Below are 16049 nucleotides of genomic sequence, written 5' to 3' on the forward strand. Positions count from 1 at the left end.
ATTCGAGAGGGCAGGTTAAGGGTGCTTATTAATAGAAAAAAACTTTCAGCTTCTATTGTCGGTTTGCTGTCTGTCTGCCACGCCTCAATGCTTTGTGCGGATGACTCACCAAAAGGGAAGTTACAGCTTGAACTAGTAAATGATGCACTTTTCCAGACAGACAGAGACTATACAGGCGGTTTCTTTGTTCGTTGGAGCCCTATAGGAAAGCCCTACACCTTGAGGTTTGGTCAGGAGATTTATACTCCAGATCATCTTGGTAGATCTGAACCCATTAATGAAGAGCATCCCTATGCAGGTTGGAGCTATTTAGGCATAAGATACAAATATCAAATTTTAAATCAGTGGATGATTGATTTAACACTTGATGCCGGAACAGTCGGCTCTAGAGCGGGCGCTCGCCAAACACAGAAATTTATGCACTGGATTGTCTCGTCTTCTCCCCCCAAAGGATGGGATTCCCAGGTCTTCAATGAATGGGGACTGATGCCTGAGCTTAAGTTAGATTATCACTTACTTCAAAATGTCATATGGGGCACAAGCTATCGACTAGTGCCTTACCTTCGTTGGAAAACAGGTAATATCGTCAGGGACTTTGGTGCAGGGGTGCGAGTTTTATTGGGAAGCTCTTTACCCGCCTTTAGTGCCGCGTCCTCCCCCCTTGAGGGTGGGCGTTACTGGTATTTACAGGCTGGGTTAGAGCATAGAACTGTTCAAAGGAATGTATTGATGGAGGGCAATTCAAAGACTAAGGGAGGAGTAAAAATCTTCAGCTACGGTGTCACCCCTGAGAAGGAGGTGACGTTTGCGAATATCGGCGCTTTCTTTGGTCGAAACTCTTACGAATTCGGCTTGAAGATCATGTATAACACAAAAATTTATGAGTCCCAGTCCCATCCTGATGAGGGGTTCCTCAGTCATAACAGTGCACCAATGGGTAACTTTGTAATGTCCCTGATCCTTACCAAGCAAATTTAGCGGGTGAGTAATGAGGAGGGCAAGCAGGCTCGCAATCCACAGACCGACAAGTAGTAAATCAAGCGAAAGAGTTACCGATATTGGTTCAAGTGAATGACCCCACTTCTATTCACCTTAATTGAGGGAAGTAGTGATTTACGCAAGCCTATTTTTGCTTCTAGTTCATAGGGTATTGAGTGCTGATTTAAGTTAATGAGGTTTACAGCGGCAAAGATTGAGCCGACTATGCTAGCTGTTGCATCCACAGCGATATCATCCTGGCCGTAGGGGGCGATGGGCATCAGGTTATTTGAGGTTCCCGTCAAAACCTTATGCCCACCTAGCCGCAGAGTGTAGAAAAGACCGGAGAGTGCCAATTCACTATTGTTTGGGTTGAAAACACGAAGGTGAATTCGAAATCTGAGATTATTGCCATCTCTTGCAGGAAGAGGTTCCACGGCGACCACTTCTACTTCAGGTTTTTGGAAGCTCGGTGAAAGTGCCGCACAGCCACTAAATAGTACTGTAATCAACAATATTAGAATAAATTGATAATAATTTGTCACTATGATTCCTTGGTTTTCCTAAATATTGACCTGGACACCAGATTAAGGTGATGTTGTGTGTGTATTTTGAGCGTATTGACTTTTAATTGATCGTTGAGTGTTTCCAAACCTAGCTGGCTCCTGACATGCCGCAACGTCTCAGGTTATAACCCCAATCGTGAACAAGACTACTGGCATCAGGAAATCATAATGAAGACTTGGCTTATAAGTTTGACAGCAGTGGCATTAATATTGTTCGCGAGCTGGAAATGGCTTTTGCTGCCAGGAATTGAGCGAAGTTTAAACAAGATTAGTGTTGGTGAGCCCCCTAAAATTCCCGAACAAGCTGAAGCTTTGCATAGATCACTCATTGTTGGTGATTTGCATGCAGATAGCTTCCTCTGGTCTCGTGATTTGTCAAAGGAGGTAAACTATGGCCATCTGGATCTACCCAGGGCACGGCGTGGTAATTTGGGAATGCAGGTTTTTACCTCTGTTACTAAGTCTCCCCGGGGCATGAACTTAAATGAAAACTCTGCTAGTGCTGGTGACAATATAACCTTACTGGCAATTGCTCAAGGTTGGCCGCCGCGAACATGGAATAGCTTGTTGGAGCGGGCACTTTTTCACTCTGAAAGGGCCACTAAGCTACAGGAATCTTCTCCCGAGAAATTTCGCATTGTGCGTAATGCGGAAGATCTGAGGCAAGTCCTCCAGGCCCGGCAACAAGGCGCTAGCACCCTCGCAGCAATTCTTGGTATTGAAGGGGCCCACCCATTAGAGGGTGAGTTATCCAATATTGACCGCCTTTATGAGGCCGGTTTTCGAGTGATGGGATTACAGCACTTTTTTGACAATGAACTGGGTGGATCTTTGCATGGGCAAAGTGGGGCTGGTTTAACAGAGTTTGGTCGGTCAGCTGTGCAGGAGATGGATAAACGTTCAATTGTTATCGACGTAGCCCACTCCTCAGAGCCTGTTGTGAGGGATGTGTTGGCTCTGACCAAAAGGCCTGTAATTATTTCTCATACTGGCCTGAAAGGTATGTGTGATTCGCCGCGGAATATTAGCGATGACCTAATGAAGGAGATTGCCGATCAAGGGGGCTTGATCGGCATTGGATTTTGGGAAGAAGCGGTATGTGATAATAGCCCTCACAATATTGTTAAAACAATCCGCTATGCCATAGATCTATTAGGGGTTGATCATGTTGCCCTTGGTTCAGATTATGATGGCACTGTTGAAGTTTCTTTTGATGCTGGTGATTTGGGGATTTTGACCGCAGAAATGCTAAGTCAAGGGTTCACTGAAGAGGAAATTCGAAAGGTCATGGGTGAAAATATGCGAGACTTTTTCCTGAAGAACTTACCCCAAGGGGATTGAAATTTACTTTCTGAGGTTATTCGAGAGAGAGTTGTCATTCCAACCTGTAAGAACTGGATCAGAGTTATTGGGATGTATTCGGGAGATGGTGATTCTTGAAGGGCATGTGAATCACTATCCATTTGTTCGGAGCCTGACAATCTCCTAACAATTTAACTTCATCTAGATATTAATCCAGACATCTAGAAATATCTGATCTCGCATAACATTGTAACATCAAGGGTAAATAGGGTTGCTTTGACTTGTTGACTACTATGAGCTCCGAAGTAGTTGCAGTGAATAAAATGACAAGGACTAATGATTTATTCGAGTTATGTAGTATGTTTGTGCTGGGTAAATTGACACGCTTTCTCTTTGTACGCCCCTCTTTCAAGGGGCGTGCGGTAGAGAAGATTAGCAGCAACTCCCATTGGCGCAAGAGTTATCTAGATTGTGGGTACTTGCCTTGTTACCTCCAAGAAAAGTATTTTCTGATAGGTAGAAATCTGTAAAGAGCTTTTCGAAATCTTCAGGTACTGATTTTTCTGGCAATCCAGTATTCAGAATGGCAGTTTGCCATGCCTTTACTTTTGGATAGTCGACAATGAAGTCGTACCCGGAACGTGCTTTGATAATGGCAGCTCGGTGAAGAAGTGGTAGCCAGGCAATATCGACATTACTTAGCGTCGCGCCTTTAAAATATGGCCCCTGTCCTAAAGCCTTTTCAGCTCGCTCAAAAACTTTGCTCAGTTTTTCGCTACGCTCAGCCAGTGTTTGCTCATCTTTACTACGTTGAGCAGAGCACTGTAGCAAATAGTTCTTTGCTGCCTGGTAACTCCAGGCTCGGTCGCGCGCACGTTGTTCTGGAGTGAGCCCTGACTCTAGAGGTGGGGCTATTTCATTTAAGTACTCAACAATCGCATCGGACTCAAAGAGGGCCTCCCCAGAATCGGTGATCAGAACTGGTACCTGGCCAGTGGGCGAGATATCCAGGAACCACTGAGGTTTATCATTCAAGCTAATGTATTCAATTTCATAGGGAGTCTCTTTTGCTTCAAGAAGGGCGGTTACTCGCTGAACAAAAGGGCATATTTTAAAGCTGACAACCTTGATCATAATTCGTCCTCGTCATTGGTTTGTATTTATATGACGGAGGCTTTTTGAAAAAGACGAAACTATTTAACAATTTTTATGGTGTTTTGATTTCGGCACATAATCGATCACTGTTCCATGGCTGTCGTGAGTGAAATGGCAGCAGTCCTCAAATAGTTTGCGCAGTTGGCTTCTACCTTTTTGTACTCTGGATTTTAAGGTGGAGTAGGGGATTTTATGCTCTGTCGCATAAGATTTTTGTGACTGACCTTCCAGTTCAATAGCCTTTAGTAGAGCAGCTGACTCCTGTGGGAGCGCGTTAACAAAAGGCTCTATACAGGCTGATAACCTACGCTGCGTCTCTGAATCCTCTTCAGGTAACAACAAGTTGTCTTCGAGTTCTACTTCCTTGAGCCTTCCATTTTCACGGTAGAAATCAATAACTGTCCTGTTGGCTATCTGAAATAGCCAAGACTTGATACTTTTTTGATCCCTTACTGTATGGAGATTCCTGTGAATCTTTATCAGGATCTCTTGGAGCAGATCATCAACTGCATCGGCAGATGAAACCTTTGAGCTGAGAAAAGCTCGCAGGGCTGAACGATATTCTTTCCAAACAGAATCAATAGTCATATTTTTTATCGCTCTTGCGTTATGCATTTTTTTGACCAGCTGGTTTCAGCCACTTGTTCGAAATTAGATGAGAAGAACCCTTTCGCTTTCATCTAAGTTTAGCGGCGGTGCAAGACACTAATCAAATCCAGTAGATAAGAGTCGGTTAGAGGGTAGGGCCAGGTGTGTAGAGAAATCACTAGAGGAAGGTGGAGTAACTGGATACTTCTCGAGGGTCGAGCTTTGTCTAGAAGTTGCCTTTTTTAATAGTCGCTAATGACACATACTTAACCGTTGATGATTAAAGCCCCGGCCAGTGTGAGGAGTCTATCTGGGGCGCAGCCGAACCTTTTCACTGACCGGTGAACTGCGACGCCCCAAACTCTGGTCAGACAGCTTCTAATGCTCTTCCGGCAAGAGTGATACGGTGCATTAGGCGGAACTGTCCCTGATAATCATTTTCGGCAGAATGCCAGGTAGAGCGGTTATCCCAAAATGCGACTGAGCCCGGCTCCCAATTGAAGCGGCATGTATAGCCATTAGTGAGCACGTGGGCAAATAGGAAGTTCAATAGAGGTCTACTTTCCTCAGGTGTCCATCCCTCAAAGCGCAGTGTGAACCCTGGATTTACATAGAGAATCTTGCGCCCGTTATCGGGGTGCTGGATTACCACCGGATGAATCGCTTCTCCAACTTCGTTGACGCCCCCAAGTTGTGATGACAAATCTGTTGATTGGTAGTAACCATCCTCACCATATACGTGGACATTGGAATGTACGGCCCTAAGTGTTTCCAGTGTTTGCTTTAGCCCATTGGAAAGACTTTCGTACGCCTTTTGTAGGTTGGCGAAGTGGGTATCGCCTCCGGATTTGGGTAATTCTCTGGCAACCAGAATCGAGCCGAGGGCTGGTTCCTGATCATAAGAATGATCAGTATGCCATCCACCGCCTACATTGGTTTCCTGATCTTTCTCCTTGCGTACTTCAGCGATGCCTGGATATTCCTGAGTGTGGGTAAAAAACTTATTGATGACAATTTCGCCCCAGCGGCGGGCAAAGGTCAGGTGCTCCTCAGGGGATAGAGACTGGTTGCGAAAAAATAGCACGCCATGATCAGCGAAAGCTTGGCGTAGGTCGCTTAGCTCGGTACTAGATAAATTAGCTAGCTGTATGCCTTCCACGAGCGCACCACAGCCTGTTGAGAACTGAGAGATATGCATGATAGGTGTCGCATCAAATGAATGTCATCGCATAATAAGATATTCGTAAAGAGGTTCAACCTTTTGTAATTCACTTTTCCCATTGATTTTGGCTCTATCAAAATAAAAGGAAATAAAATTAATGAGTTACAAAAATTGATATATTTTGCGTCATATTTCTATAGATCTATAGCAACTATCTCATAACGCAACTTTGATGCTAAGCAAAAAAATCTCAATATTTAATAACTTGATGTACTTCCTGAGTTCCGTGCTGGTTGCACATTCATCTGGTGCGACCTTCTCTAGAAATTACTCTGAATGGCGATATCTCCCACAGAGTAATGGCTATCCTGCGGGTGTTAGGTGCCAAAGTGGAGGTTTACAGCCTTACATGTATTCCTACATGCCTTACCCCATGAGCCCAATTACTACAGTCGCTGCGCCGTAGTGCAGACCCCATACTCCACCGGTGCCACGGGGGTGATCGTGCGGCTGGTAAGAGAAACCATTGCGGATTGATAGCCTCCCGGCTGCCGCTTTATGAAAGCGGCAGCCGGGCTAGGCGTAATAATCCCCCGTGCCCTCAGTCAGGGAAATGGGGCAGGGAAGGGGAAACCATGTAGACGATGGACCGGATCAATAAAAAGCTTGGTCACGGGACGCTGTTTCTAGTAGCCGAGGGTATCCAGAAAAAGTGGAAGATACGTCAGGTGTTTACATCGCCTGCCTATACGACTCTATGGGGAGATTTGCAGAGGGAAGTAACTTAAGGGGTGGTATAGCATTAGCTTTATGGATAAGTGTTTCACTAGATATTGGCTTTGAATAGCGAAGATGAAAAGATATAACCACTGGTTGTACGTTTAGCTGCCGATATTTAAAATTACATTTTTGTGCGGCGAATATACAGAAAGTGAGTCCTCTTTTTCGCCGATAGTAACTTCAATCCAATGAAATCCAGAAGATTCAATATTGATTGAGTGCTTGACTTTTTTATTGTTGAGATTCACAAATCCAGAAAGGGTGCAAGGCCTATCGAAATACACCAGCATAAGGTAATTGCCGCTTTCAGAAAGTGCACTAGCCTCCACGTTCTGTTTTGTTTTGCTGAAATAACCGTAAATACTTATTCTCGCCAATTGTGTGTCAGCAGGCTTAATACTTAAATTAGAGTTTTCGTTTGGTTTAGCGAGTTTCGCTATGAAAGGCAAAAATTCATGTTTTTCTCGTTTCGTGGGCCAGGCTACGCTTTTTGAATCATCAATTTTTACAAGCCACAGTGGACTGTTAAGAGGCTGCCCGAAAATAGCTCCAGGGATCACCCCGAATTCTATAGATAGCTCGTTTTCTAAATTTATTACAGAAGATAGCTGAGGATGGACTTTTGTGTAAACTGAAATACCTTCTATTGCATGCAATGTGGCTGGATAGAAGAAAATGAAGATGAAAAATCTTAAAAATCGCACTTTATCTCCTTGCGTATAATGCCTCGCATAGGGGTGGAAAAATAAGCGTAGTGTTTTGGCTGTCCCAGCATCCATCGGGAGCGATTGTGGCGGTTTGTTAGGTGCTAGCAGTGACCTCGCTATAGACAATTTTTAATGAGTCTGGTGATATGAGGCTTGGAGCTCGGTGATTCTCTGAATCTGGGCTACTCATGCGAACACTAAAACCGTGCTGTGACAAAATGGCGAGTTCCCGGAGAGATTCAACTCGAACGTAGTCTTTTTTAAAGCGAGACATGCTAGCAACATATCTACCGCACTCATGTTTATGCGGTTCAAGTACTGTTCCAGCTTCATTACCTCTAGACACGATGTAATTGATTGTAACTACTTCTGACATCGATATTTCCTTATGGGCCCCTAACGTCTCTAGCAGTGGCAAATTACGGAGCCAAAGGCAGAGTAATTTGTCCGTTTGTCTAAATCTATTAGGCCTCTCATAGTACGATCTCATTGGCATTGATTGCAGTTGCTCTTGCGCTATAGCTGGTAATATTCTCCCAAGTGCAGTTATGATGCTTGGATATCGTATTTGCAGGAATAATATCGTTATCTACAGTTGTGTGGCCATCCGCTATGACGGTGACAGTGTAGCCAAGCGATAGGGCACACCTTAACGTACTATCTACGCAAAACTCACTTTGCATGCCGCATATAATTAGCTCCTGAATATCTAATCTATTCAGGTGGTCTTTGAGATCGGTGTCCTTGAAAGAGTCTGAGGCCTGCTTTCTTACGTAGATATCTGAGTCTGAGTTCTCTAGCTCTTTTGGAAGTTGCCAGCTCTCTGTCTGATACCTCAAAGCATCTGACTCAGTATCATGCTGAATATAAATGACCGGGGCACCAGCCTGTCTTGCTCGCGACGCAACTAGATTGATGTTATCGATTACCCCAAGTGCATTATATGTAGCTCCTTTACCGTGACAAAGAGCGTTTTGAACATCGATAGCTAAAAGGGCTTTGCTTTGGGACATTAAGAATCCATATGTTGTTGGTCTGACAGTTACATTGTGACCTTATCACAACGACTATTATTTTATTTGCAAATATACGCCAACTAGCTTCTTCCTGCAGCTAAATTAACAGGCTGCAGCTACTTGGTACTGTAGAGACAAGTGGAAAAGTAGCCATCATGACCGCTATCAACTTTTCTAGTGATCACACGGCTCATTGGTTAGAAGGGGGGACATTTGATTTTTAAGAGTCTCCCAGAAATAACAGCGCGATGATCGAGAATTCAATTGAGTATGATTATAAATGACCCGGCATCAGGTCAGTCCAGGTTGATTTCTGGTTGTAATTTAAGGGGGTAAAAAATGTTCAAGACTGATGGCTAACTCATCGATATACACAGAATAAAGTAGGCTGTTTTCTTAGGCTGCGATTTCCCAGAAAGCTAGTAACTAAGGGGCTTGAGGGCTTCTCTATTAACTACTGGTGCAGTACGTGAGCATCTCAGTAGGGTAATGTTGGGCAATGATGACCGCAAGCAGGCTAGGGCGATAAGCGCGCGGTGAGAAAATGCTATTGTAAGAGTTATTCTGGGTCGCCCGTGAATGACTTCTTCTGGCGATGGGAGGAAAGTGTCGACTGAGGTTTATTAAGCAAGAGTCAACTCAGATTCATGAATCTCTTAGGCTGAGCCCATCCCCCTATTGAAAATTTAGGCAATTACCTCTTTTCACTCTATGTAAATCATGGGTGGAGAGACAGAGTCCGCACTTATTTCTGCTGTATACAATGCTAAGAAGTAGCGTAGCTCCCCTATTTTTTCAGGAGCAAGAGATGTCGGCTGGCAAAAAGATGGCTGAAATCTATCAGGCAAATTATGGTAGTTTGAAAATCTGGCCCATGGTTTCTTAAAGCTTACTTCAGTCAAGTGCCTTACCACCTTGTGGGATCGACGAACCATTAACATAGGTGGTATTGATGTGTAGGGGCTCGGCTATTTTACAGCTGGGATTATAAGGGCGGGCTGAATTTAAATAGAGTGATTAGGGGAGTAGGAGCACTTTTGAATCAAGAAAACGATTTCTACTCTCTCTGCCTTAAGTTTTGAGAAAGAGTTTAGAGGTTCTGAAGGTGTGCACAAAATTTGTGTCAAGAGATATTTCGTTTTTTGATTCTAACAAAATGTGTGGTGCCCGGGGCCGGACTTGAACCGGCACGGCCGTGAAGCCGGGAGATTTTAAGTCTCCTGTGTCTACCAATTCCACCACCCGGGCAGCTCCTTTGCGAGACGGGAGTTTAGCACTTTTGCTCTTCCCTGGATCCTCACGTTCAATGCAGTTCACAGGATTCTGCAATGAAAAGGAAAAATGGAGGCTAGGGTCGGAATCGAACCGGCGTACACGGAGTTGCAGTCCGCTGCATGACCACTCTGCCACCTAGCCTTTGTTCCACATCGTGTGTGGATGAGAACGCTGCGAATTCTATCTGATAAATCTGAAAAATCCTAGCGTTTTCTTATACTTACGTGCCCTTGGCTGCGTAAGTGGGCGCTATTCTATGGACTATCAGAGATTAGTCAAGCGTTGTTTTCAACAAATTGTAAAACTTGAGGAAAAAAGTCTGGAAAGTTCACGGATGACCTTATGGCAATAGACTTAATAACTTTTAGTACGGTTGCCAATGAAGCTATTTCCATTTGTTCTTAATTTATTGGAAGGGTTGCTGGCAATCCATTGAGGGTGTTCGATACTGTCTTTATCTGGCTAACATGTCTCCCCCCAAACGTGTTATGCAATGCCGGTAGGGCACACCAGGATGGTATTTGCCCGTAGTGTAGCAAGGATGAAATCCTCCAAGTTTCACTCCTAATGGTCTTGGCCCTGACGCTCTCCCCCCCCGTCGTCAGGGCTTTTTTTTATCTGTTGTATGATGTCCTTAGAATTTTTCTCGGTGAGGTTTTCTAAGGCCAGTGCTTTTACGGGTCTACCAGCTGCTTGTTCTGACAGCTTTCGAAAGCGTTCCAAAGTCACTTCGCCACGGGTACTCGCGAGTGCTTTCGCAACCTCATCAATACTGGCTTTACCGTCGCTCGCTTCACGAATCTCTTTATCGAGTTCCAGCATAACTCCCGCTGCCCGCGCTGTAACTGGCCCTGAGGAGCGTTTCACCAATAGAGTGGGGGCCTTTTTTCCCCAATTAATCAGTTTATCCATTGCCTCTTGGTAGCGGTCATCACTGATGCCACCAGTTCTTCTTAAAATTTCAAGGGAGTAAAATTCTGCAAGGCCCTCCACAATCCAGTCACTCTGGTCATCTCCATGGATACCTGTTCCGACATGTACTAGCTCGTGGATCATGCTACTGGTGCGGTTTCCACTGATCAAAGGCCGATCGGCATGCATAAATAATGAGCTCGTCCCGGATAATCCCCCTCGCCACATAGGGTCATCAGCGGTAACGATCAATAAATGGTCTGGAAATAGAGGGAAGATTTTTTTAAGTTCTGGCAGGTTCCAATTGAGAAATGCAAGAATGTCCTGTCGACGGATATTTTGCCCCTTAGGGCCGGAAATTCTGGTATCTGTGTTGGCAATCAAATCCTGGCGGCTGCCGATCTTACCAACAATCATCCATCCCTTTGGTCTGACAAAACGTCGCTTTTTGTCGGATATTTGATAGAGATTTTCTTCGATTTGAGGGTAGGGCAGAGCGGAAGACCAACCTTCAGGCATCTCTAACTTCAGGCGGGTATCCGTGGCCCGTCCTCGGCTAGTAGCAGAAATTGGCGGAATTAATTTATCGCTGCGTAGAATTGCCCAGTCTTTGGTAATGCGTGAATCATAACCACCGTTTTTCCTTTGGTTATTGATAACAAAACTATAACGGAGTTTTGCCTTGTTGCCGGTGGTGTGCCAAATAGCCTTTCCTTCCTTTTCTTCCAAAGGCTGCGCGCTCTTCAGGTCCTTATAACGGCCTGAAGCCAGGTTCAGGGTTAGCTTACTGGGTACGTCTTCACCGCTCAGAGCTACCTCAACCAAGGCCTTCTTACTTTCAGGGTCGATTTTTGCCGTGTATAAGAGCTCATATGCCCTAGAAACCGGTGAAAGGATAAGAACAAACAAAGACAAAGAGAGAAGTTGTTTACGCATCATTATCTGGCAGAAAATCCAACAAGTTCCAATTTGGACAATGAGCAAGCCTACAGGTGCCGACATGTCGCCATCAAGCAAATGAGTCACGGCACCTGGGTTAAATTATTCGTTCCGGTGCGTCTTGTTAGTGCATGTAGAAGCAAATTTGACTATTAAGTCGGATTAAAGAATACACTTATAAAGACGTTATCAATGTAAGTGGTATATCTAAGCACAACCCAATATGTCACTAGAGGTTGTGTTATGTAGAAAAGCGCCGCCGAAAAATGTTGATAGGGGAAAGGGTGATTGATTTTTATTCAAGCTGTGTGTAGGGAAAATGGCCTATGCACAAGCATTGAGGAATGACGTAGGTACAGAGGCCACAGGTTCCCGTGGCCTCTGTGGATGTCTCTACCAATAACGAATGGAGCGTGGATCCATAAAGGGCATTCCATAGGCAAAGGCGAAGCCGTCTGGGAAAGTACCCATCACTGGTTGTTGGGGGGGCATTCCGCTAACCTCTGCCCCGTAATAGGCCGGGACAAACTGATGGCCGGACCAGTTTGCTCCAGCCCCCGCATACCCTTGCATTGGCGGCATGCTATATCCGGTATAAGGAGAAGTATGTGGGCTTGTGGGCTGGGCGGCAGATACACCAACACCTTTGGTTTTTGCCATTTCTTTGGCTGACTCGAATAGTGAATCAATACCAAATAGCCTGGGAACACCGGCTCCTACTCTATCTGCCCCAAGATTCATTGGTGATGTTAGTGTTCGGATCAGTTGGAAGAGGCCGGTTGTACGCGAAATATCACGCTGTCTGAAAGTGGTTTTAAATAATGGGTGGTGGGCGAGTAGCAGGGCAGCAAGACCAGTGATATGAGGTGCTGCCATGGACGTGCCTGACTGTACATCAAATCCTTTATCTGGCACCGATGACACAATACCCACTCCCGGAGCCGCTACTGATACCTCTGGTCCATGGCAACTAAAGGTGGGTAAGAAAACACCATCTGCAGTAACGGTTGATGGAATAACGGTTTGAGCATCCCAGGAGTCTCTTGGAAATTCATTGAGCATTCCTATTGCCCCTACAGCCATAACATTGGGGGATCTTGCAGGATACTGAACAGGGCCGCCAGAATTGCCAGCGGCAACAACGCAGGCGATACCATGTTGCACGGCATCTTCAATTTGCTGTTCAACGGCTTCTGATGAATCTGTGCTCCCCAGGCTCATATTGATTACATCGATACCTATTTCAATGCAGTGAGCGATTGCATCAATCAGGCTACTAAATTGGCCGCCAGGGAAGACTTTAAATACATAAATTTCGGCTTCTGGTGCAAAGCCACGTATAGCATCAGTCCCAGAGGGTTGGCCGGCAATGATACCTGCGCAATGGGTTCCATGTCCGACAATGTCTTCTGCCCAGCTTTTGCTGTCGTAATTATTAGTGACATCAATGCCATTTTTTAGATGCGAGAGTATTGGATGTTGGTTATCGGCCCCCGAGTCAATGATGGCGATCTTAATACCTTTACCGGTATATTCATCGGGAAGTTGATCTAAGCCCATGTACTTTTGCCCCCAGCCATAGGGAGCGTTATTTGGAAAGCTGGGGATTGCCTCGCTTAGTGAGTGCAATTTGACCAGGTTTACTCCTGTCAGAGAAAGTGAGGGACAACGAATATATTTATTCCAGAAATCTTTAGAGGGGCGGATAAGAAGGGATTTGATCTGGGCCCCGCCACTCTGGGCGAAAATATTGATTGCCACTTCCCCTTTGTTGTTGGTTACGCCCTCTTGTGGGAAGCCCGCACTTTCTACAATTACTTGAGCATCCCGAATCGGTTCACCCTTTGAGCCGACCACTCGGAGCCGGACTTGTTGGGCCTTAGCATGATATTCACGCAAGAGACCGGGTTGCTGGGCAAAAATTGCAGTAAAGCTTGGTGCAAAATTAGCTTGCCCATAAGAAAGTAATGAATCCAGTTCAACAGCAATATTGGGAGGGGCCGTTTGGTAGAGAGTAGCGGCAGCATCAACATCCATACGCACTTTGTAGATATTTGTTGCTTCATCTGCAGTTGAAAGTGTTTTTAGCTTTCTACCTGGCCTAATTTCGCGAAGCACTTCACAACCGGGCTGCCTGGCAATAGTTGAAATTATATTGTGCATTGAGCCAGCGTTTAATAGCTGGACTCCCATAGACTTGGCCACTTGGCTCCGGCGGGGAGAAATAAGTAACTCGACCTTCTCTGCAACCTCGACCGAAGGTTCTCCTGCGGCCTTTTCTTGTCGGGATTCAGTCATGTTTGTGTTCCTTCGCTTTCAGTGCGGTGCTGACTTTTAGCGTGTACTTAACGTCCGAAAGTAATGAATCGAGAGGGTATTCAATATTAGCCGATTGGCTGAATAGGTCTGTCTGGATCTATGATCACTTTCCCGCCTAATTTCCTTCTTAAGTTTTCAACTGCATCTGGTGTAGCTCGTAGTGTGACATTGCTTTTGCGCAAGACGACTTCTTTCACATCTGGGCAATTTTTTGCCTCGCGTGCCAGCTCCTCCAATTCTATGGCGGTAGCTAATAACTTGCGGTTAGGGACAGCCACATACTGCTCAAATTTTTTCATTATTTTTCTCTGATAACGATCAACTTAAAGAATGCCGGGGCAAGTTATATAAAACTGGTGGCGGAAAATCCGCCACCAAGAATCAGTGTTTTATTAGTGTAAATAGGATTGCTGCTGTAGGGGTGAGTTAGGCTGCTGCATGGCCTGGAATGGGTATGCCTGGCCGATACCACTTAAATTTTGCAATCCTTGATATGGAGTCTGTGGTATTACCTGAAATGGCAATGTATGGCCGATACCCGTCATTGGGTTCATCATTTGAGCAGGGAGGGTCCCCAGCTGCTCTTGAATCTGGGGAACAGGGGTAAACTGATTTAAATAGGGCTGTGTCGTTAATTGTGGGACGAACTGAGGCATGGCCTGGAATGGCGGTAGCTGACCTAGTCGCGCAACATTGTTGAGAAGTTGGCCCTGTGGGCCACCAATGTAGTTGCCAATTACCGGAGCAGCGCGGTTTATCAGTTCTCCCAGGAAACCCTGGGGCGTATATTGTGGCGCAGCCTGGAAAGGCAGCAACTGACTGAGGTTATTCACAGCATTCACAAATTGGTTTTGGGGTGCCCCCAAATAGCCCCCAAATTGTTGCGCTGCCCGGTTGATTAATTCTCCAATATATCCCTGAGGAATGAATGGCTGGGTAAGTTGAGGCTGAATTTGTGGTAATGCTTGGAAGGGAAGCAATTGACCAAGACCGCCGAGGGAATTGATCAGCTGGCCTTGAGGTCCACCAACAATACCGCCAATTAATGGCGCCGCCCGACTCACCAAATCACCCAGGAAACCTTGGGGGCTCAGTTGTGGTACAGCATGATGAGGGAATATATTGGTGAATCCTGCGACTGTGCTGATTGGAGGAATAGCGTAGTTAAGTGGCTGTCCAAAAGTCCCTTGAGCGTATGCATATGGCTGGTACATGAACGTACTCCTTGAGTAGGCCTTTATCGATATAAAAATCTATCGTCCAGGTATTTCATGGTTTCTGGGTTGAGAGTATTGAGACTTGATAAAGCCCCATTAACAATTTGACCAGCTAGAAGTAAATCAGGTGCCAATAATAGGGGGAATGCTTTAAGTGTCGGGTATCCAGCTGGCTGAGCAGAGTATAGAGAAGCTTTCGCAGTGTGCTGGAAAAGTTTAAGAATTTTTTGTGGCTAAAATCGGTTGAATATAAAGGCGTGAAAAATGTTTGTACCTTTTTAAAAATGTAACGATTTTTAGCCGATAATTCACTCAATTTTCTATAAGATGCAGGCCGTGTTGATTCTAAACTTATAAATTGTATTGTTTGGAGGAGGCGATGTATTCATCCCCGCTCAAAAATTTCAGGGTGTGACTTCAAATAGACAATCTTATTTAAATTTCGCCTAAATAATATTCATAAAGCATTTCTTCTTTTCTGAGTTGTTTTATGTGTAAGCTAAAAATTCTTCTCTATGGAATCAATGCGGGGTAGGGCGGGGGCGGAGGGCTTTTTTATTCTGCATGTTTCACATGGATCTTTATCAATCTATTGGCTTCGCCGGGTTTAATAGCAATAGGTAGTGCTGAATGAAACTCTATGTGTGCTGTGAAAAATCTTGGTGCAGTTAAAAAGGCGTAATATCCAGGATCAAGGTAGAGGTCACCTGGTATCAGGCTACGAATAATGTGATGGCCACCCATTAACTTGGAAGGCACTTAAATAGCGGTTAAAAGAATGCACTTATAAAGCCGTTAACATACTGTTAGTTTCAAACAAGTATCATCTATTTCTTGTCACCAGTGTTGAGGTGAGTGGTATCTACGCAGCAGATGATGCCCTGCAATTGAAGGATTCCATTGCTAACCAAGTGCACCGCATGCAGTATTTGCCGAAATGAAGGACCGAAATCAGCAGGAGTACACTATTGATTGAAATATATCCAAAATAAGACTCCCGAATAGGCAAGCCGGTTATTTCAGAGGGGGCGATAACATAAAGCCAAAGATGTTCGTATAGCGGAGAGATAAAGCCTTCAAAAGCCATAAAGTAAGGTGGTTGAATGCAAAATGTACGAAGATGATATTTGCGT

At 45.0% G+C, this 16049-nt stretch carries 14 protein-coding genes and 2 tRNA genes; 4 read left to right on the forward strand and 12 right to left on the reverse strand.

What is annotated here, in order from left to right; genetic code table 11:
* The first annotated feature begins 21 nt into the window (after positions 1-21).
* A complete protein-coding gene (locus ACJJIB_RS11265) occupies positions 22-978 on the forward strand; it encodes a lipid A-modifier LpxR family protein (protein ID WP_444885045.1) in 957 nt (318 codons plus the stop codon).
* A gap of 71 nt (positions 979-1049) precedes the next feature.
* Here ACJJIB_RS11265 and ACJJIB_RS11270 read toward each other — a convergent pair whose 3' ends face one another.
* On the reverse strand, positions 1050-1523 hold the full coding sequence (locus tag ACJJIB_RS11270) for an LEA/WHy family protein (protein ID WP_444886108.1): 474 nt from the start codon (positions 1521-1523) through the stop codon (positions 1050-1052).
* Between the two features lie 189 nt (positions 1524-1712).
* On the opposite strand from ACJJIB_RS11270, the gene ACJJIB_RS11275 reads away from it, so the two are divergent.
* A complete protein-coding gene (locus tag ACJJIB_RS11275) occupies positions 1713-2885 on the forward strand; it encodes a dipeptidase (RefSeq protein ID WP_444885043.1) in 1173 nt (390 codons plus the stop codon).
* 393 nt (positions 2886-3278) lie between these two features.
* Here ACJJIB_RS11275 and ACJJIB_RS11280 read toward each other — a convergent pair whose 3' ends face one another.
* The 3 genes from ACJJIB_RS11280 to ACJJIB_RS11290 all read right to left on the reverse strand — a co-directional run bounded on the left by ACJJIB_RS11280 (position 3279) and on the right by ACJJIB_RS11290 (position 5787).
* Entirely contained in the window at positions 3279-3980 is a 702-nt protein-coding gene (locus ACJJIB_RS11280; protein ID WP_444886109.1) for a glutathione S-transferase family protein, read from the reverse strand.
* Positions 3981-4043: 63 nt separating this feature from the next.
* Positions 4044-4589, reverse strand: a complete 546-nt coding sequence (gene sigZ / locus ACJJIB_RS11285; RefSeq protein WP_252085825.1) for an RNA polymerase sigma factor SigZ — start codon at positions 4587-4589, stop codon at positions 4044-4046.
* A 367-nt stretch (positions 4590-4956) separates the two neighbouring features.
* Positions 4957-5787 (reverse strand): TauD/TfdA dioxygenase family protein, encoded by an 831-nt coding sequence (locus ACJJIB_RS11290; protein ID WP_444885040.1) that lies wholly within the window; start codon positions 5785-5787, stop codon positions 4957-4959.
* Positions 5788-6132: 345 nt separating this feature from the next.
* Here ACJJIB_RS11290 and ACJJIB_RS11295 point away from each other — a divergent pair, with 345 nt between their 5' ends.
* A complete protein-coding gene (locus ACJJIB_RS11295; RefSeq protein WP_444886110.1) occupies positions 6133-6288 on the forward strand; it encodes a hypothetical protein in 156 nt (51 codons plus the stop codon).
* Positions 6289-6395: 107 nt separating this feature from the next.
* Positions 6396-6539: a DUF4113 domain-containing protein gene (locus tag ACJJIB_RS11300; protein WP_444886111.1), complete on the forward strand. Its 144-nt coding sequence runs from the start codon at positions 6396-6398 to the stop codon at positions 6537-6539.
* Positions 6540-6632: 93 nt separating this feature from the next.
* On the opposite strand, the gene ACJJIB_RS11305 is transcribed toward ACJJIB_RS11300, so the two are convergent.
* From ACJJIB_RS11305 to ACJJIB_RS11340, 8 genes are all read right to left on the reverse strand, one after another.
* On the reverse strand, positions 6633-7235 hold the full coding sequence (locus tag ACJJIB_RS11305) for a hypothetical protein (protein WP_444886112.1): 603 nt from the start codon (positions 7233-7235) through the stop codon (positions 6633-6635).
* Between the two features lie 476 nt (positions 7236-7711).
* A complete protein-coding gene (locus tag ACJJIB_RS11310) occupies positions 7712-8251 on the reverse strand; it encodes a cysteine hydrolase family protein (protein ID WP_444886113.1) in 540 nt (179 codons plus the stop codon).
* Between the two features lie 1164 nt (positions 8252-9415).
* Positions 9416-9502, reverse strand: a tRNA-Leu gene (locus tag ACJJIB_RS11315).
* A 94-nt stretch (positions 9503-9596) separates the two neighbouring features.
* Positions 9597-9670, reverse strand: a tRNA-Cys gene (locus ACJJIB_RS11320).
* A 423-nt stretch (positions 9671-10093) separates the two neighbouring features.
* Positions 10094-11458, reverse strand: coding sequence for a hypothetical protein (locus ACJJIB_RS11325; RefSeq protein ID WP_444886114.1), 1365 nt, complete (start codon positions 11456-11458; stop codon positions 10094-10096).
* Positions 11459-11773: 315 nt separating this feature from the next.
* Complete coding sequence (locus ACJJIB_RS11330; RefSeq protein ID WP_444886115.1) at positions 11774-13678, reverse strand: S8 family serine peptidase; 1905 nt, start codon at positions 13676-13678, stop codon at positions 11774-11776.
* Positions 13679-13764: 86 nt separating this feature from the next.
* On the reverse strand, positions 13765-13998 hold the full coding sequence (locus ACJJIB_RS11335; protein WP_444884983.1) for a hypothetical protein: 234 nt from the start codon (positions 13996-13998) through the stop codon (positions 13765-13767).
* A 93-nt stretch (positions 13999-14091) separates the two neighbouring features.
* Positions 14092-14913, reverse strand: coding sequence for a hypothetical protein (locus ACJJIB_RS11340; protein WP_444886116.1), 822 nt, complete (start codon positions 14911-14913; stop codon positions 14092-14094).
* Positions 14914-16049 lie beyond the last annotated feature (1136 nt).

It is taken from the genome of Microbulbifer mixtoriginis (SeqCode), from assembly GCF_052467705.1.